Source organism: Dorea sp. AGR2135 (assembly GCF_000420885.1).
GTDB classification, from domain to species: Bacteria; Bacillota; Clostridia; order Lachnospirales; family Lachnospiraceae; genus Dorea; species Dorea formicigenerans.
Window position 1 is genome coordinate 42,850 of the sequence record NZ_ATVU01000016.1, and the last position, 17,531, is coordinate 60,380.

At 41.5% G+C, this 17,531-nt stretch carries 15 protein-coding genes and 4 pseudogenes; 6 read left to right on the top strand and 13 right to left on the bottom strand.

The window, feature by feature from the left end:
* Positions 1 to 151 precede the first annotated feature (151 nt).
* Both G593_RS18575 and G593_RS21495 read right to left on the bottom strand, forming a co-directional pair.
* Positions 152 to 1,446: pseudogene (locus G593_RS18575) on the bottom strand (ATP-binding protein).
* Between the two features lie 293 nt (positions 1,447 to 1,739).
* A pseudogene (locus G593_RS21495) lies at positions 1,740 to 1,862 on the bottom strand (GNAT family N-acetyltransferase); the annotation flags it as partial.
* Positions 1,863 to 1,868: 6 nt separating this feature from the next.
* Between G593_RS21495 and G593_RS18580 the strand changes: the two are divergent.
* A complete protein-coding gene (locus tag G593_RS18580; RefSeq protein WP_044994370.1) occupies positions 1,869 to 2,084 on the top strand; it encodes a hypothetical protein in 216 nt (71 codons plus the stop codon).
* Between the two features lie 21 nt (positions 2,085 to 2,105).
* Here the strand turns inward: G593_RS18580 and G593_RS19515 are convergent.
* A pseudogene (locus tag G593_RS19515) lies at positions 2,106 to 2,279 on the bottom strand (DUF6061 family protein); the annotation flags it as partial.
* A 187-nt stretch (positions 2,280 to 2,466) separates the two neighbouring features.
* On the opposite strand from G593_RS19515, the gene G593_RS18585 reads away from it, so the two are divergent.
* From G593_RS18585 to G593_RS21755, 3 genes are all read left to right on the top strand, one after another.
* Positions 2,467 to 2,736 (top strand): plasmid mobilization protein, encoded by a 270-nt coding sequence (locus tag G593_RS18585; protein WP_242827081.1) that lies wholly within the window; start codon positions 2,467 to 2,469, stop codon positions 2,734 to 2,736.
* Positions 2,737 to 2,978: 242 nt separating this feature from the next.
* The gene (locus G593_RS0110970; protein WP_029731695.1) at positions 2,979 to 3,368 is read left to right on the top strand and encodes a DUF5301 domain-containing protein; all 390 of its coding nucleotides are present in this window, start codon (positions 2,979 to 2,981) and stop codon (positions 3,366 to 3,368) included.
* 288 nt (positions 3,369 to 3,656) lie between these two features.
* Positions 3,657 to 3,959, top strand: coding sequence for a hypothetical protein (locus G593_RS21755; protein WP_029731696.1), 303 nt, complete (start codon positions 3,657 to 3,659; stop codon positions 3,957 to 3,959).
* Here G593_RS21755 and G593_RS0110980 read toward each other — a convergent pair.
* The 10 genes from G593_RS0110980 to G593_RS0111025 form a co-directional block, all read right to left on the bottom strand.
* The gene (locus tag G593_RS0110980; RefSeq protein ID WP_005342587.1) at positions 3,954 to 4,760 is read right to left on the bottom strand and encodes a class I SAM-dependent methyltransferase; all 807 of its coding nucleotides are present in this window, start codon (positions 4,758 to 4,760) and stop codon (positions 3,954 to 3,956) included. The two genes, G593_RS21755 and G593_RS0110980, sit on opposite strands and share 6 nt — an antisense overlap.
* Before the next feature lie 19 nt (positions 4,761 to 4,779).
* The gene (locus G593_RS0110985; protein WP_029731697.1) at positions 4,780 to 6,513 is read right to left on the bottom strand and encodes an ABC transporter ATP-binding protein; all 1,734 of its coding nucleotides are present in this window, start codon (positions 6,511 to 6,513) and stop codon (positions 4,780 to 4,782) included.
* A 1-nt stretch (position 6,514) separates the two neighbouring features.
* On the bottom strand, positions 6,515 to 8,287 hold the full coding sequence (locus tag G593_RS0110990; protein ID WP_029731698.1) for an ABC transporter ATP-binding protein: 1,773 nt from the start codon (positions 8,285 to 8,287) through the stop codon (positions 6,515 to 6,517).
* Positions 8,288 to 8,397: 110 nt separating this feature from the next.
* Positions 8,398 to 9,021, bottom strand: a complete 624-nt coding sequence (locus G593_RS0110995) for a TetR/AcrR family transcriptional regulator (RefSeq protein WP_334290741.1) — start codon at positions 9,019 to 9,021, stop codon at positions 8,398 to 8,400.
* A 379-nt stretch (positions 9,022 to 9,400) separates the two neighbouring features.
* On the bottom strand, positions 9,401 to 9,682 hold the full coding sequence (locus G593_RS0111000; RefSeq protein ID WP_005342580.1) for a metal-dependent transcriptional regulator: 282 nt from the start codon (positions 9,680 to 9,682) through the stop codon (positions 9,401 to 9,403).
* Between the two features lie 11 nt (positions 9,683 to 9,693).
* Positions 9,694 to 11,403: an ABC transporter ATP-binding protein gene (locus G593_RS0111005; protein WP_029731701.1), complete on the bottom strand. Its 1,710-nt coding sequence runs from the start codon at positions 11,401 to 11,403 to the stop codon at positions 9,694 to 9,696.
* On the bottom strand, positions 11,390 to 13,159 hold the full coding sequence (locus tag G593_RS0111010; RefSeq protein ID WP_029731702.1) for an ABC transporter ATP-binding protein: 1,770 nt from the start codon (positions 13,157 to 13,159) through the stop codon (positions 11,390 to 11,392). Before G593_RS0111010 ends, G593_RS0111005 begins: the two co-directional genes overlap by 14 nt.
* Positions 13,156 to 14,628 (bottom strand): ABC transporter ATP-binding protein, encoded by a 1,473-nt coding sequence (locus tag G593_RS0111015; RefSeq protein ID WP_005342577.1) that lies wholly within the window; start codon positions 14,626 to 14,628, stop codon positions 13,156 to 13,158. The genes G593_RS0111010 and G593_RS0111015 overlap by 4 nt, the downstream gene beginning before the upstream one ends.
* Positions 14,625 to 15,353: an energy-coupling factor transporter transmembrane component T gene (locus G593_RS0111020; protein ID WP_005342576.1), complete on the bottom strand. Its 729-nt coding sequence runs from the start codon at positions 15,351 to 15,353 to the stop codon at positions 14,625 to 14,627. The genes G593_RS0111015 and G593_RS0111020 overlap by 4 nt, the downstream gene beginning before the upstream one ends.
* Positions 15,350 to 15,967, bottom strand: coding sequence for an MptD family putative ECF transporter S component (locus G593_RS0111025; protein ID WP_005342575.1), 618 nt, complete (start codon positions 15,965 to 15,967; stop codon positions 15,350 to 15,352). The genes G593_RS0111020 and G593_RS0111025 overlap by 4 nt, the downstream gene beginning before the upstream one ends.
* A gap of 196 nt (positions 15,968 to 16,163) precedes the next feature.
* Here G593_RS0111025 and G593_RS0111030 point away from each other — a divergent pair, with 196 nt between their 5' ends.
* Entirely contained in the window at positions 16,164 to 17,129 is a 966-nt protein-coding gene (locus G593_RS0111030) for a helix-turn-helix domain-containing protein (protein WP_005342574.1), read from the top strand.
* Positions 17,130 to 17,284: 155 nt separating this feature from the next.
* Positions 17,285 to 17,500, top strand: a pseudogene (locus tag G593_RS19525) (conjugal transfer protein); the annotation flags it as partial.
* Positions 17,501 to 17,531 lie beyond the last annotated feature (31 nt).

The window sequence follows — 17,531 nt, forward strand, 5'->3', positions numbered from 1 at the left end:
CTTTCCCTGTTTGCTGTCAATATATTAACGGAAAGAAGATGAATTTGCAAGTTTTTTTACATTTAAAATTGTTGTTGACGATAGGGAAAGATATCAGTATTGTTTTGAAAAAATTAAATATTCTCCATAACTAGATCCTTTATAACATTGTTTATTTTTCAAGAATTTGCGGATCAAGGAGGAAGTCATAAATGTTTACAGTCAAGATACCATAGTCATCATAATAGGGCTGTACAATATCTTTTGTGATAACAATCTTTTTGAAGGAATCATCAATTTTACTGAATGGTCTGATTTCCTGAATGCGTTTCGTTTCATCTGGCAGCGAGTAAGCCGACTGGATATAGTATCTGGATGAACCAAGATTGCATACAAAATCAACTTCAAGCTGTTTACGGATAACCTTACCTTCCTGATTTCTTTCTGCAATTGGTATTACGCCCACGTCCACACTGTAACCACGCATACGAAGTTCATTATAAATCACATTCTCCATAGAATGAGTCTGCTCAAACTGACGGAAATTGATTCTAGCATTGCGAAGACCAAGATCGGAAAAATAATATTTCTTAGGTGTTTCAATATATGCTTTTCCTTTAATGTCATATCTTTGTGCTGATTCAATCAGGAAAGAATCCTCAAAATAATCCAGATATTTCTTAATGGTAGCGGAAGTGATTCTGGATTTCTTTACCGCCTTGAAAGTATTCTTCAATTTTTCCGGGTTGGTCAGCGAACCGATGGCAGAGGAAAGAATATTCAGAAGATCTTCCAATTCTCCGATATTCCTCACTTGGTTACGTTTGGTAATATCTCGAAGATAAATCTCATTGAACAGATTCTGCAATGCAACTGCCTTATCGTTTGCTCCCTCACGAAGAACAACCAGAGGAATACCGCCATACAGCATATATTCAGATAATCCCATGTACTTATCACCGCTGTAAATGGTCATAAACTCAGCAAAACTCAGGGGATACATATGAACCTCGTCACCACGACCGGCGAACTCGGTGGCTATATCTTTAGACAAAAGTTTTGCATTACTTTCTGACACAAATACATCCATATTATCTTTGCGAAGATAGCCATTCAAAACAGCTTCAAAACAATCTAACATCTGAATTTCATCAAGCAGCAGATAATACATTTCTTCACCTACAACTTTGGAACGGATATAAGCCATAAACTTTTCGGGGTCAACTCCACGCTTTTCCTTTTCAATCTGAATCAGGCTTTCGCCAATCAGATAAAGATCATCGGCTGAATCAAAAGCAAAGCGAATGATGTGTCAGCATCAACTCCGCTTTCTAATAAATGATGATAAAACAGATTATTCAGTAAATAGGATTTTCCACATCGACGAATACCAGTAATTACCTTAATCAATCCATTATTCTTTCTTTTTATCAATTTATCCAAATAAAAATCTCTGCGAATCTCCATCTTAAAACCTCACTATAAAAGATTTTTGCAACATGTTGCATTTTTCTATTCTAGTATATCCGGATGGACTTCAAAAATCAATATATCAGCCGGACATTGAAATAGATTTTTGTAACTTGTTGCGTATTTCTATTCCACAATCATATTATATTCTTCAGAAGCAGTGTTTATCCCGCATTTTAGTCGTGTTTTTTCATTACTTCATCGTCTTCGCCAGTGAATTGAGCAATGCCCGCAGGGATTCTCGTATGCTCTCAATAGTCTATCTCTTATCCCATTTTCTATTTTTGTTTTCATAGCATGGTGTACTCTTTTTCACCAGTAGCTTCATCCAAATCTTCACATTGAATAATGAACCCTTCTCTTTGGTAAAAAGAAATTGCTCTGGCATTCTTCTGGTATACATTTAATCGTATGTGGCGATGGGAGCAACATGGCTCTCTACCATACTTCTATCTGCCGGAATTGGCATGCAGAACAATTTCCTTTCTCAGCTTGCAGATTTCAATTATCTGAATATCGGTGGAACGAGTTTCTGGACACCGCATGTTATTTTGATTTCCAGAGCCGCCGTTTCTTTGCATTTGCACAAACATATGATGAATTTTCCGGAAATATTGTGGTTAATAGCGATTTAAACTGTTGTATTTGTTTAAAAATTAAAAAATATCTAATGAGTCTTCTGCATCTACCCACATCTGCAAATTTCCATCAAGATATAATTTTGCATATTCAAGAGGTTCATCAATGGCGAGTGCGTTTAATGCACAGTCTGATCCTGGTGTGGTTTTTAAGTTCTTTTCAGCTTCCCAACAGTCAATAGGGGAAATGTACCAACTCGTGTCATTTTCCCACTTGCTGGCCGTTGCACTGGGGCAGCGCCCCCTAATACCCCCACCCGTACCATTTTGCAAAACGGCAAAATGATTGCCCCACAGACGGCGCAACAAAACTAAAACCACTGACGAACAATTTTGTAATTTCTTCACGGTGAGGAAGTTTTGAAAGGAGAAAGAATAAATGGCTGAAAAAGATAGAGTTCGCATAAAGCAATTCAGTTTTACTTTGCTTCCAGAGGAAAATGCTATGCTCACAAAAAATGCTTTTGAGTACGGCTTATCGAAATCGAAATATTTAAGAAAACTGATTCTTGCAGAATCGTTGGCAGGTAAGCAGTGGCACATGGGTAGAGACCAGGCAAAGCAGTTGATTTATGAGGTGAACCGCATTGGAAATAACGTCAATCAAATTGCTTATAACACAAATGTTGTTCGATTTTCTTCTAAATAAGGATTTGGGAGAACTACAAGCAAAATATTTTGAGTTAATGACACTGTTTTGCCAGTTTGCGTTGCGAGAGAACGGAGAGGAAAGCTCTGGTATAAAAAGATTCTGGAGCTGATGCCAAAGGATGATTCCTCAAGTGTATAATGATTAGTCTTTCCTAATACTGATAGAGCGTACAGTTGAAATACGATGATGAAATATGATAAAGTAAAATTGAAAAATCGGTATTTGGAGGTAATATGCTTATGAAAAAATTTCTTTCTTTGTTTTTGTGTCTTACTTGTGTGCTGACTTTAGTTGCGTGTGGAAAAAAGGTAGCTCCTATTACGTTACCTCAAACCGATGAGATTACATCTATTGATATAACTTTTGGGGAAAATACAGTAAGTCATTCAGACAAAACTTGGATAAGTGAAATAATCGCCGATATTTCCAGTTCTGAACCGACTAAGAAGGAAAGTGTTCAAGACTGTCCACAAGTGGAAAGTTATATCAAAATTGACTTCCAGTTTGAGACAGGAACAAGTACTATCTTTGCGTATGAGGATAGTGGTAAATACTATATTGAACAGCCTTATCAAGGAATTTATAAAATTGATAGCCAACTATTCGAAAGGTTACAAGAAACTGATTAATTCCAGTTGTGCGCCCAGCTAAGGGTGTGTAGTCAAGCCGGTGGGATTCCGGTTTATCCAAGGTTTAGCCAACCAGATAATAGCGAGTCTTGGGATGGTGCCGGTAACGGCATCTGACAAGCGTAGACAGCAAGAAAGCAGGGTTGAATAGTGATTTCAAATGAATGGTAGGTGGTCGGACAATCCCATAGTACTGTAGAAATCGGGCAATGCCGATGGAGGGAAGGGGCTTGCATAGTAAAGATCTTACTGAGGACACATTATCCGTACTCAGGGACGGAGGAAATAATGGAAACGAAATTAGTAAGAATAGCTGAGATATCGGCAACATCAAAACATCCTATATTTACATCAGTGTACCACTTGATAAATGAAGATATGCTAAAGCAATGCCATAAGGAATTAGAGGGGAACAAAGCAGTCGGAATTGACAAGGTAACTAAGGATGAGTATGGGAAGAAGGGAGCATATCATTTACCGACAGCCCCCTTTATTATATCGCCTATTTTATTCTTCTCCAACTCTTTAACAGTAAAAATACTCCGTTCGACAATAAATTTCTATCCCTCCGATATTGTATATCCACTATAGTTTTAGATGTATCATCTTTACCATCTTGAATTGATCAGAAACTGTCATACTGACCTTTGTGGATAGCTTTAAGCCATTTTTAGGGATGTAACGATAGTATGGTTCCTCCGCAATCACCTTCACATTACCCCCGATCTTTGCTGCCAGTTCTTCCGCTGAATCCACATAAAAGAACATCTGTGCATCGGCATGGCCGACCTGTTTCATATATTTTTTCTTCATCATGGTCATTCCTCTTTTGTTCACCGTATCAAAAACAACTTCCATATTTCCAAATTGCCCAATCATACGCAGAAGGGCAATGACCTTATGTTCCTCAAAATAATGAAACAACCCGCCTGCAGTAACGAGAATGGGAGCATCAAGTACATCATTGCGAACTTTTATAATCCAGTCCTTCACAAAGGCATCCCCGGAAATATAGAATTCCCTCTCCGGTTCGGGAAGAATTCCTCGCCGGTATTCGATTACATGAGGCAGATCCACGGCATACCAGTGTGTTTTTCCGTTATCACATCGGTGATAGGTTGTTTCCAGGCCACAGCCCAGCTGGACAATCACACCGTCCGGTCTGCGTTCCAGAAAAGATCGAATGAACCAATCCATATTGGCAGACCGGGAAGCAGAGGCCAAGAGGGTGTACTGGTTCTGCATATTCTGTTTAATCAAGTCTGAAGGCAGCCTGTTTTTCAATTCTAATGTTTTTCTATCATATAAAATTTGTGGGCAATGCTCACTGGCATAGATTCTGCCCATCATAGGGACAAACAGGGTATCCTCCACAACGCCTAATGTTTGCATAACCAGCCCTCCTTTTTCTTTATGCAAGTTTCCAGTTCTGGCTTTCTGTCTGCAGTTTTACCATATGGGCATATGCACCATTCTTTTCTTCCAGATCCTTTGGTGATCCTTCTTCTGCCACGGTGCCATCAGAAAGGACAACGATCTTATCCGCTCCGGCTACGGTACGCATTCTGTGGGCGATAACCAGAACAGTTTTATCTGCGATCAGACGGGAAAGGGCTGTCTGTATCAGAGTTTCATTTTCCACATCCAGGGAAGCAGTCGCTTCATCCAAAAGAATGATCGGCGCATTTTTCAGAAATGCACGGGCAATAGAGATACGCTGGCGCTCTCCGCCGGATAGTTCACAGCCATTTTCTCCGATATTGGTATGCCATCCATCCGGCAGTTTTTTGGCAAATTCATCCACATTGGCAAGTTTCGCAGCCGCAATGACCTGTTCATCTGTGGCGTCTTTGTTTCCGATTCGAATATTCTCCATAATCGTATTGTCAAACAGTGTGACATCCTGGAATACGATGGCATACAGAGAAAGCAGTGTTTCCGGGTCTATTCGGGATACATCCATACCTCCCACGGTAATCTTTCCTCTGTTAATATCCCAGAATCTTGCAGCCAGCCGGGATACGGTTGTTTTCCCGCCGCCAGATGGGCCGACCAAAGCCGTAACCTCTCCCTGTTTTGCCGTAAAGGAAACATCTTTCAATACGGTTTCTCCGGTATTGTAGGCAAACCCAACATGGTCAAAGACAATATCATACCCCTGATTGGAAAGCCTGTCACTGCCTTGCTGGATCGGATGATCGAGAATCTCATTCATTCGGGCAATGTTGGTTCGTGTACTGATGACTGCCGCAAGATTCTGGAGCGCGCCCTGCAGAGGGTCATATAAACGGGATACTACCAGAAGGAACATAAAGAATGTAAGCACGGAGAGGCTTCCTTGCATGAGCAGAACAGCTCCCACCAGCGCAACCGTTGCAATACCAAGCTTCAGCACCAGCGATGCGGAAACCACAAAAGCAGCAAGACCAAATTCATTGAGGATGGAACGATGCTCCACAGCACGGATCTTCTTTTCCAGCCCTTTTAAATATGCCTGCTCCGCATTATTTGCTTTCAGGTCACGTACCGTTTCGATACACTCCTGTATCCCGTCTGCGCAGGCCATCTTCACGTCCATCGCTTTCTGATTCAGATTTTCCTGAATCTTTGCGGAAAATCCCACAATCGCAAAGGCAACCGGCAGAACCCATAAGGCAGCCAGCGCCATTCTCCAGTCCGTAAAGAGCAGACCGATGGAAATCAGGATCGTAGAAATGATTGAACCTGCAAGCTCAGGGATAAAATGTGAAAAACTCTGCTCCAGGAAGGTGCAGTCCGCCATAATGGTACTGGTAAGATCGGCTAAATCCTTTTTCCCGAAAAAAGAAAGGGGGATTTTGCGCAGATGCTCTGCCAGAGTAATACGGCGGATGCCGCTTTCTTTGTAAGTGGCAAAATAGGTGGCATTGTATTGAAAGAAAGTGGTCAGCAGTATCAGGCCGATACACACCACGCAGCCTGCCACATAAAATGGAATTTTCCCACCGGGAACACCCCCGTTCATCAGATCGCTGACCAGGTAATATAAAAGTCCTACCGGGAACATAAAAGACAGATTCTGAAGGACACAGGCCAGGCATCCTTTGATCAGGTCTTTTGCCCCCCGTTCAGACAGGGCATATTTTTTCTGCAGTTTTTTGATCATATCACTGCACCTCCTTTGTTACCTTCCATTGCACGGAAGTCTGGTAATTTTTCCACATACGGCTGAAAATGCCGTCTTTTGCAAGCAATTCACGGCTGTTCCCGCACTCGGCAACCTGTCCGTCGCAAATGACAAAGATCTGATCCACATTTGTTACGGTAGAAAGCCTGTGGGCAATCATAATCACCGTTTTTCCCTCGGAAAGTTTTGAGAAAGCAGCCTGTACGCGGCTTTCGTTATCCGGGTCAGCAAAGGCAGTGGCTTCATCCAGAATGATAATCGGAGCATTTTTCAGCATCACACGGGCAATGGCAATTCGTTGCTGCTCGCCGCCGGAAAGATAGACACCCTTTGTACCAATGACCGTATCCACACCCTGTGGGAGTTTTTCCAGAATATCATCGCATTGTGCGTGATGAAGGGCAGCCAGAACTTCATCACGGGTAGCTTCCGGTTTTCCCATACGCACATTTTCCAGAATGGATGCCTTGATCAGACGGCTATTCTGAAATACGAAAGACACCGTGTTCATGAGTTCCTCTTTCGGGATGTCTTTCACATTAACACCACCGATTTTTACCATTCCGCTCTGTGGATCAAAGAATCGGGAAATCAGGTTGGCAAGGGTTGTTTTTCCACCGCCGGATGGACCTACAAAAGCTACTGTCTGTCCTGCAGGAATGGTGAGTGAAATATCTTTTAATACTTCTTTTTCTCCATCATAGCTGAAATGAATCGATTTCAGCTCCACGGAAGCATTTTGCGGATGCATAGGATGTCTGGTTTCCTCCAGAGGCTTCAAATGCAAAACGCTGTCAATTCTCTGTAAAGCGTCATCTACGATCATGGCATTTTCACTTTGGAACATGATGAGTGTCAGTGTAACAGAAATAACCGGTGTAATGATAATATAGAAAATGAGATCCAGTAAGAAACTGGAAGTCACACCCTCTTGCGTAAGCAACAGTCCTCCGGCGATCAGTGTGGCAAAAACTCCGTTAATTGCAGCTGTATAGAACATCATCGGCGTCCGAAGCTGCTTGGTATAAGCGATCACCCATACTTTATACCGGTCAATGGAGTCTTTAAACTTCTTAAAGGAAAAGATCGTCTGGCCAAAGGTTTTTACCACCGGAATCCCGCGGACATACTCTACCGCTTCATTGGACATATCATACAGCGCATTCTGGTATTCTTTCATCTTTTCCTGCATCTGCTTTCCGGTCATTGTCATCATGATCAGAAAGCCCAGCACAACCGGAACAAGGCTCAATAGTCCCAGTCTCCAGTCAAACACGAACAACAGCACCAAAAGACCGCAGGGGGTTGCAATGGCATTGGCTCTGTCGGGAAGCTGATGAGCGAGATAGGTTTCGGTGGCTGCACTGGATTCGTTGACAATCTTGCGCAGTTTTCCGCTGCCAAAACTCTCGGCAAACCCAAGAGGAAGCTTAACAATATGCTCCATGGTCTGGATACGCAGGTTTGTGGCGATACGAAATGCTCCCAAATGGGAACACATCAGCCCTGCTATGTAGACAAGCACCGCTATAACCGCAAACAATACTGCCATCCAGCCATTACCGGTCAGGTTCTGTGCCTGGGCAAAATTCGGTGTCACCTCCAATACTTCCTTGATCATTTTCCAGATGTAATAGAAGGGTACCAGAGCAATCAGGGCACTGATTGCAGAAAGCACCCAGGAAGCATAGGTCAGGTACTTATGGCTGCCTGCAATTTCCAGCAGGCGTGATAAATTAGATTTTTTTTTCAAAAAAATTCCTCCTTTTCTTTGTGTTTATGATAAAGAGAACACGTCTATGTTCTTACAATATCCGAATTTAGATTAGCTATGACTAACTGCTGAACAAAAATTATAAGGCATTATTGCCCCATAATTTTCATCCATCCTGCTGTATAAAAGGCGCGCATTTCTTTAACGTAGTTTTCGGCATCTTTGAGCGGCATTTCGTGGATGATCAATTCAAAAAAAGTATGAAACATTCCGGTGATCAGAATATGCTCCAACGAAGGATCGATATGCGGAGAGGGCCGTCCAAGCTGCCTTAAGACATCCTGATAGGCATGCGTCCCATCTACCTCAATCTCCACCATTTCATCAATTAGCCCGGCAAATTTTGTTCCTTCCGAACAGCAGAGGATCAGTTTACATTCCTCTAAATGTTCGTACGCATAATAGAGAATATCGTACATGCAGATTCCCGAAATATCACTCATGACTTCCGGCTGCTGGGCGGCTGGTAGTTCGGCGAACTCCTGTTGTGCCTTTATAAAACGGTTACGAATATATTCATAATGTTCACCAACGATGGATTCAAAAAGTTCTTCTTTGCTTTTGTAATATCCGTAAAAGGCTCCGGTAGTCATTCCCACGGATTTCACAATATTCCGCAGAGAAGCGTCTTTATATCCTTTTTCTAAAAATTCCGCTTTCGCTGCCCGGTGGATATTTTCTAAAGTCATTCCATTTCCGTTTATTTTGCACACCTCCTATATAACAGTGCTATATAACACTGTTATAATTTTAATCTTTAAAAAAGATTTTGTCAAGAGCAACAAGAAATAATTGCATAAAAACAGTAATCCAAACATCCTTCTGCACTTTATTACTGATAAAATTTTTAAATACTGGTTTTTATAACAGTTTTATTTTTTCTAGTAAATGAAAAGCAGGGTGGAGAACGGCAGCCGATACCGGAAGAAGGTTTGTCCTTTTCCCGACAAATATCGACAAACAAAAAACCGCAAAGGCTGTTAAACCTTTGCGGCAGTAAGAAAAATAAGAGCTATGTTGTAGAGCTAAAACTTCTACATTAGGGGCGTGAGAGTGCCACCAGCAGCAGAATATTTTTTTGAGAGACTATCCTCATTCCTGTATGAAATTATGTAGGTAATTGCTGCTTTGGATAAGCAACGGGGCGACTTCTTTCAACCGTTCAAAGCTTTCATTACTGATCACATGTTCTATCCGGCAGGCATCGACTTCTGCAGTTTCAGGATCAACACCTGCTGCGATAAGCTGTTCCGTAAAGAAGCAATGACATTCATAAATCTTTTCGGCAACATCTACGGAGCGTACCATGCCCATCTTCTTATGGAGAACAAGTATGGCTTCCAGATAGTCCTCCCCGGACGCATGAAGTTTCATTAAGACCTCCCTTATGCAGATAATTTCTGTTCGGCGTTCCACATGGCCGCATACTTTCCGCCTTTCACCAGCAATTCATCGTGAGTACCGGCTTCAGCAATCTTTCCGTCAGATACCACAAGGATCTGATCTGCATTTTTGACGATGGAAAGGGTATGAGCAATCATTACCACAGTCTTTTTCTCTTTCAGCAGATTGGCGATGGCCTGCTTTACTGCCAGTTCGTTCTCGATGTCAAGGGACGCCGTTGCTTCATCCAAAAGCAGGATCGGGCTGTTTTTCAGGATAGCGCGGGCGATGGAAATTCGCTGACGCTCACCGCCAGAGAGAAGGTTTCCGTTTTCACCGGTCGGCGTATCGTATCCCTTTTCCATCCTACGGATGAGGCCGTCACAATTAGCCTCCCGGCAGGCGGCTTCGATTTCCTCATCCGTGGCCTCGGGGCGGGCGTGCCGGATATTCTCACGAATGGTATCATCAAAGAGAAATACATCCTGATCTACCATAGAGATTTGTTCCAGTACACGCTCGGCAGCTACATGATTTATGGGTTTACCACCAATGGAAATCGTTCCGCCTGTTGCCTCGTAATATTTTGCAATCAGGTTCAGAATGGTAGATTTGCCGGAACCGGAGTCCCCGACAATGGCCGTGAGCTTCTGGTCTGGCACTGTAAAGGTGGCGTGTTTCAGCACCGGCTCTCCTGGTACATACGAGAAGTCCACATTATCAAAGGTAATTTCATGTGTGGCAGTATGAAGCGGCTCCATACTGCCGGTTTCTTCGGGTTCATTGACTACTGCCTGAATTTTTCGTTTAGAAATCATCATATTTTTGTAGCCAAACAAATCAACCGAGATTGTCATGTATAATTTGGCAAGCAGCATGGGCATCATGGCAACCATCAAATAATCTACGCCTGATACTATTCCCAACATCCACGGTTTTGAGGTCACGAGCATAACAGCAGGAAGCGAAAGCCATGTTAGCATGTTAAAAAAGAAAGATACAGGAATGCCAGTAGCCTCATATTTATAACTCACTTTGCTGTACTCCCTTAAAATATCTGTTGTCGTTTTATTCCTTGTTCCACTCATGCCGTAGGCTCTGAGCGTTTGGATACCATTTACATATTCTACAATGCTGCTGACAGCCTCCGCACAAACACTATTGCGTGCATTTCCATATTTTTTTACAATTCGGAAGGAAAGCCACATATTGGGAATAAACAGCAGACTTATTGCAATTAAAATCAAGCCGGCAGGCAAATAAAGAAAACACACGAAAAGTATCAGCATTACGGACAGTGAAATGTTTTTCACAAGATTTCCTGTCCTATGTGTCAATATTTGTTCATAATTGGAAACATCACTTGTCATTGTGTTGACATACTGCCCAATCTGGCCTTGATGAAAGCGCGACAATGGAATTCGTTTGAATTTATCCCCTAAATAGAGACGGATTTGCCTGGATACAGCTCTGCCTCCAATTTGCCCTTGTGTATATCCAAATCCGTAGGCAATCAGCCGGACGGTAAAAAATCCAATGATCAAAAAAGTCAGGTTATTCAAATGTTCTATTGTGACAGTATTGTTTAGGAGCATGTTTAAAAGCAAATAAATTGCCATATAAACACAAGCTGAAAGAAGTCCCTCCAGCACAGTAAAGAACACACCGATACCAAAACGAACATTCTTTCTGAACGGATCATTTGCTTTCATACGAAATCACTCCTTTCATGGAATAGCTAACTTCTCTTGCCGCGTGATACCTTTCCCAAGCCCTTTGATAATAATGGTTCTCCTCTAACACTTCTTCATGTGTTCCAAAGGCCGTAATTGTATGATTTTCAACAACCGCCACTTTATCACACATCTTAATAGCGCCCAAACGGTGAACTACGATTAAGACGGTTTTCCCTTTACAAAGATTGGAAATTGCCATGTCAATCTCTACCTGATTTTCGGGATCGGCAGCACTTGTTGCCTCGTCCAGAATTAGAATAGGTGCGTTTTTTAGAATTGCGCGGGCAATGGCAATCCTTTGCTTTTCTCCGCCAGAAAAGCGAGAACCGAAGCTGCCCACTTTCGTATCGTATCCATCCGGCAAAGACATGATAAAATCGTCAATCTGAGACTCTTTTGCTGCCGCCCGCACTTCTTCCAGTGTGGCATTACTACCCATACGAATATTTTCCAGTACACTGTCACGGGTTAAAAAGGTCTTTTGAAATACGATGGAAATATTATTTAGCAACTTTTCATAGGCAATATCTTTGATGTTTTGACCGCCAATCAGCACTTCACCATCTGTAACATCATAAAAACGAGAAATCAATTCAATAACAGTGGTTTTTCCTGCTCCAGACGCACCTACGATTGCTACTTTTTCCCCTTCTGCAACATGAAGATCACAGTCTGTTAATACATCTGTTTTCCCGTCATAGGAAAAACGAACTGATTTTAGAGTGACATCATGTGACTTTGGAAAATCGCCAACGCTATCAAAAATTGGCAAATCAAGAATTTGTTTCGCCTTTTTGACGCCGTTTAATGATTGTGCAAGTTCCATAGATAATTGCTGAAGAGGCAACAATTCCGATAAGTATAGAGAGCCAATATACGCAAACAACAGAAAAATGCTTGCTGTAATTGAACCATTCAAAAATAACCGCCCGCCAATGGGGATAATCAATGCCATTCCACATTCAAGAACAACAATAAATGCCGCATAGAATGGACCTGTCTTTCGTGATACTTTATTCCAGATACGATTTTCTTCTTCAATCGCACCGGAGAATTTTTGAAAAGAATGACGGCTCATGTTATAGGCTTTAATCAATTTCATGCCGTTGATATATTCGATGATTACAGAATTGAAGTTCGCCATTGCCTCCGTAACATGGGGCATCATTCCTGCCATAAAAGCAAAGCAGTCAACCATGATAATAAGTGTAATGCCCAGAGGTATTAAAGAGATCATTGCTAAAGGTACATTGATTGTCATGAGATAAATAAAAATCACAACCGGACCTGTCGCAAATCCGACCAATTCAGGAATATTATGAGCAAGGCAAAGTTCCAGTTTTTCTATATCTTCGTTCAGAACCGTTTTAATATCTCCAGTTCTGCGTTCATCCAAAGCTCCAAGCGGTACTTTTGATAAATGTTCTGTAATCATACACCGCACTCGAAATAAGGCTCCATAAGCGCCTTTATGAGAAAAAATGCCGGATAATCCTTGAAATACTTGCCGGACAATGACCGTTGCCGTAATTAGAACCGCGTTTTCGGAAATAACCTGAATAGAGCAGGTATCTGTCAAAAAAGCATCCATCAGTCTATAAATGCCGATATAGGGGCCAATCGCCAATAACCCACCTAAAAAAGCACAGATAACAGACGCAATTAGAAATCCTCTGTCCTTTTCCGCCCATTTGAGCAAGAGCAGAACAGGATTTTCTTTTTTAGTTTTCATCTTTCATCCCTCCCTAATCCCATGAGCGACAAAATGGTTGCTTCATTTTCCTGAGAAAGCAAAATATCATTTGTCATTGTATGATGGTCAAATCTAATTAACCGGGTACAAGTCTGGCAGACAAATTCATAATCATGCGTAACAACAAAAATAACTTTGTCTTTGGAGAGTTCCCGGATCAACCCACTAACCTGTTCCATGCTGTCATAATCCAGGCCAGAGGTCGGTTCATCGAATACAAGCACTTCTTTTCCGCATATCATGCTAACTGCTACAGCTACACGCTGCTTTTGCCCTCCTGAGAGAGTATTTGGATGACGGTCACGGACTGTAGGAAGTCCCAGTTCATCCAGGGTTTTTTCTACCAGTTCAGGCGAAGATCCCTGAATACCCAAAGAACACTCTGCCTCTACACTATCTGCAAAAAGTTCATAGTTCACATCCTGCATTACCATATAGGAGCGTTTCAGCCTCTCGTTTTCCTTTTGAGGTTGTTCTCGCCAATAAAAACAGCCCGTAAATTCTTTATGCAGCCCACATAAAGTACGGAGAAAGGTTGTTTTTCCTGCACCATTAGGGCCTACAACACCGATAATATCTCCTTTTGACGCATGTAAGGAAATATGCTCCAGCACAGGGTGCTTTTTATAGAATAGAGACACATCTTTCACAGTCAATATAGGCCGTAAGAAAGTTCTTTGATAGCTAATAGGATGAACATCCTGAATATCCGTAGTCCGCAGACCCATATGCTTTCTTGCTGCACCTGAAAGTGACCTAAACTCCTGTGGTGTATAAATCTTCTCAATTTTTCCATCTGCCAGATACACGATACGATCTGCTATATCCAAAAGATAGTAAAGCCTGTGTTCTGCTATCAGAATTGTTTTTCCTTGTTGCTTCAAAATGCGAAGATAGTTTTTCAAATCTCTAATAGAATCCCCATCTAAATTTGAAGATGGCTCGTCCAATAAAAATATATCCGGGTTCATGGCGTAAACTGAAGCAAAAGCGATCTTCTGCTTTTCTCCGCCGGAAAGTTCAAAAATATTTTTGCCCTGTAAATTGCGAATTTTTAAGGAGTCAAGGGTATATTCTAATCGCTGATGTAATTCATCCGGTGGAACAGCGATGTTTTCAATTCCAAAAGCAATCTCACTGTCCACATCTACATTGAAAAATTGCGTTCGGGGATTTTGAAACACCGATCCCACTTTCGTTGCAAGATAATACATGGGCATTCCTAAAATATTTTCGTCATCAATTTGTACATTACCGCTTAACTCGCCCGGAAAATAATTAGGGATTAATCCGTTTATTAGCTTTGTAAGAGTTGTTTTTCCACAGCCAGAGCGCCCGCAAAGCAGAACACACTCCCCGGTATGAACAATAAGGTTTATGTCCTTGACTCCAATCTCAGAGGAAATTGTTCCTTCATATCTAAATTGAATATCTTGAAAATGGATCATATTGCACCCCCTCTCCCAATAAAGTTCACTACCATCATTACAGCAAAACAACAGATGATTAAGAAATCCTGTATACGAAAACGGATCTGAATCAAACAGGTTCTCGCATGAGGATTTTCAATACCTCGTGTAACAGAAGCAATGGCAAGTTCGTCTGCTGCTTTAGATGCCGCCATAAGAAGCGGCGAATACAAGCACTCTATGGTCATGCCAGGATGGGAGATAAGCCCTTTCAGAGACGGAGATACATCTCGTAAGCGCATAGCGTCTTTGATAAAATGCCAATCCTCTCTGATGGTTGGAAGGTAGCGCAGCATAACCGCCAAAGGGATTACAACTTTTTTGGGAACATGAGTCTTGTTCATGGCGGATAAAAATTCATTTACTCTTGTCGTGGATACGGCAATTCCTGCTAACATTCCACAGGGATACACCTTGAAAACCAAGGACAGCCATGCTGTGAACATGGTATAAGCGGTTCCAGTTACATTTCCTAAATAGAGTGTAGTAAACAGATATAATGCTAAAAAAACTATTGTTCCGATTATGGAATATCTAACTTTCCCGCAGAGTATCCCCATAAATGCAATCAGCAAGATCAAAGCACATTCGTATGAGAGAGATGGGGCTGTTGTTGCAATAATCATGCTGATAATTAGCAGAAGCACTTTTGTCCGCGGATCAAAACATATATCCCATTTTCTTTTTCGTGTTTCGCCGGTCATGCTGTAATACCAGCCTTTTCAAATTGTTTTCTCAACAGTTTGCACCCAACAAGTCCACTCAACCATGCTATAAGTGCCGTCCCCACAATCATAATAACCAATACCCACCATGCGGCGGCATTGTTCATGGCATTGATATACTCTTGTGTTGTTCCATTCTGCAACATGGTACTTGCCCATCCTTCTGGATCAACAAAATAAGCAATATAGGTTCCCATTGGTCCAAAAGAATATACGATATAGGCCAGAATATTCAACTTTTTACTGCGATAGTTTTTGGCGCCTGCAATCATATCGGCAAGAAATGCACCAATTAAACCTCCAACACACATTCCCCAGTGCATCCCCATGATAAGACTAAGCAGAGAAATAATGACACCAATAATCGTCAATCCCCAACGCTTCGGCACTTTTGCAAGAAGCAGTAAAAATACTGGCCCTGGAAGCAAGGCGGCTCCGATGGAGAAATAAAAAGTAAGAGTCGGAGTGACGGCAAATAATACGCCCCCTATCATAGAGCAGACCATCAATAGCGCACCGAAAACGCCCATGACAATCAAATCTTTTACCGTCAGTCCATTCTTTCTTGTTTTGTCCTGTTTTGCTGTTGGCATAACTTAAACCTCCGATTTCTGTATAGTCGTTCATACTAATTGACTTTTTAGAAGCCTTCGTAGTATGATTTGATTAGTTGTTGCAAACCACGTTATCAATTATATAGAACAGGGATTATTTATCCAATACCTTTGGAACATGAAAGCCCAAAGCGTATGAAAAAACGACCAAAGTGTATGAAATGAAGGTGGAAATATGTCTGATATTGAAAGTAGGTATCATACCAATTTGCTGGAATATGGCTTCAAAGAATTATCGACAACAAATGAACTGAGCGGAATTGGGAGATTATATTCAGTTCCAAAAGAATACGGTGAAGGCACATATTGGATATACAGCGAAAAAGATTTATACGACATCAAAATACATGATTTCTGTTTTCACAAAGACTCATTCTTTGATTTCGGTATTCCACAAGGCTGCTTGGGAATTTGTTACTATGAGTCCATATCTGGAGAAGAAATCTCTCCTTATCGCCGCTTAACTGCAGGTTGCGTAAAAAGTTTCATCGGAGGAATGGAGCCATGCAAAACACTAATACACAAAAATATCCCTGTGCGTTCTGTGGATATTGAGATTACACCAGCCTACTATGACCGCTATTTGAAAGAAAAATTTCCAAATGAATATATAGACCCACATGAAGCGTTCAGTAATATTGCATTAACTGACCGTTTCCCTGAGATGATACAAGTACTTCGCCAGATTGCAAATTACAAAGGGAATGGAATTGCGGCCAAACTGTTCTATGAAGGGAAAGTAATTGAAGCTATTTCACTCATTATGGAATACAATAGGCAGCAATCCAGCACACCCTCTGTCAAAATCTCTAACGCAGACCTTCGTGCTTTGGAAAATGGAGCTGCATATATCAACGATCATTTCAACTGTAATATTTCTGTCGATCAACTTTCCCATATTACTTGTATGGGACGAACAAAACTCAAACTCGCATTTAAGGAGGTTTATGGGGTTTCAATCACAGAATATATTCAGCAAAGGCGGTTGAGTCATGCTGAAACACTATTAACATTAACAGGCTTTACAATTGAACAAGTGGCTGCTGCCGTTGGCTACAACAATGCTGGGCGTTTTGCCAGTATATTTAAAAAAAGTACAGGTGTCTATCCGGCAGAGTATAGAAAAATGGCACAGAAATAATGGCTTAAAAAGTACATACATTCTTCCTAATACGATGTTTGAAAATTCCTAATAGCATTTCAAATCACAAGCTGCTACGGTATCCAGATATGTACCTGTTTCCTGCACACGCTCATAAATAGCGTCTGTCTGAATTAAATGCCTGACGGTCATAGAAACGGATTGCTTATTATGTATCTGGTAATGCACTTGAACCTATCGGCAGGGACTACCTTTATTCTGAATTGGTAAACCCTATCTTTACAAAGGACGGGGAGAATGTGAAAGTCAAGGTAGCTGTGAAATTCCTTGATAATCAGACAAAGTCTACGCAGGTATCGCAGTATGAGCTTGTGCTACATAAGGATAGTAACTGGAAGATTGTAGGATAAATGATATAGCGTGCATTTCTTATCAGATTTG

Excerpts from the sequence above, each read along its gene's own strand:
- G593_RS0111005 (WP_029731701.1), bottom strand. The coding sequence starts at position 11,403 with ATGAAAGCAAATGATCCGTTCAGAAAGAATGTTCGTTTTGGTATCGGT.
- G593_RS18585 (WP_242827081.1), top strand. The coding sequence starts at position 2,467 with ATGGCTGAAAAAGATAGAGTTCGCATAAAGCAATTCAGTTTTACTTTG.
- G593_RS18580 (WP_044994370.1), top strand. The coding sequence starts at position 1,869 with ATGGGAGCAACATGGCTCTCTACCATACTTCTATCTGCCGGAATTGGC.
- G593_RS0110970 (WP_029731695.1), top strand. The coding sequence starts at position 2,979 with ATGAAAAAATTTCTTTCTTTGTTTTTGTGTCTTACTTGTGTGCTGACT.
- G593_RS0111025 (WP_005342575.1), bottom strand. The coding sequence starts at position 15,967 with ATGCCAACAGCAAAACAGGACAAAACAAGAAAGAATGGACTGACGGTA.
- G593_RS21755 (WP_029731696.1), top strand. The coding sequence starts at position 3,657 with ATGGAAACGAAATTAGTAAGAATAGCTGAGATATCGGCAACATCAAAA.
- G593_RS0111030 (WP_005342574.1), top strand. The coding sequence starts at position 16,164 with ATGTCTGATATTGAAAGTAGGTATCATACCAATTTGCTGGAATATGGC.
- G593_RS0111010 (WP_029731702.1), bottom strand. The coding sequence starts at position 13,159 with ATGAAAACTAAAAAAGAAAATCCTGTTCTGCTCTTGCTCAAATGGGCG.
- G593_RS0111015 (WP_005342577.1), bottom strand. The coding sequence starts at position 14,628 with ATGATCCATTTTCAAGATATTCAATTTAGATATGAAGGAACAATTTCC.
- G593_RS0111000 (WP_005342580.1), bottom strand. The coding sequence starts at position 9,682 with ATGAAACTTCATGCGTCCGGGGAGGACTATCTGGAAGCCATACTTGTT.
- G593_RS0110985 (WP_029731697.1), bottom strand. The coding sequence starts at position 6,513 with ATGATCAAAAAACTGCAGAAAAAATATGCCCTGTCTGAACGGGGGGCA.
- G593_RS0110980 (WP_005342587.1), bottom strand. The coding sequence starts at position 4,760 with ATGCAAACATTAGGCGTTGTGGAGGATACCCTGTTTGTCCCTATGATG.
- G593_RS0111020 (WP_005342576.1), bottom strand. The coding sequence starts at position 15,353 with ATGACCGGCGAAACACGAAAAAGAAAATGGGATATATGTTTTGATCCG.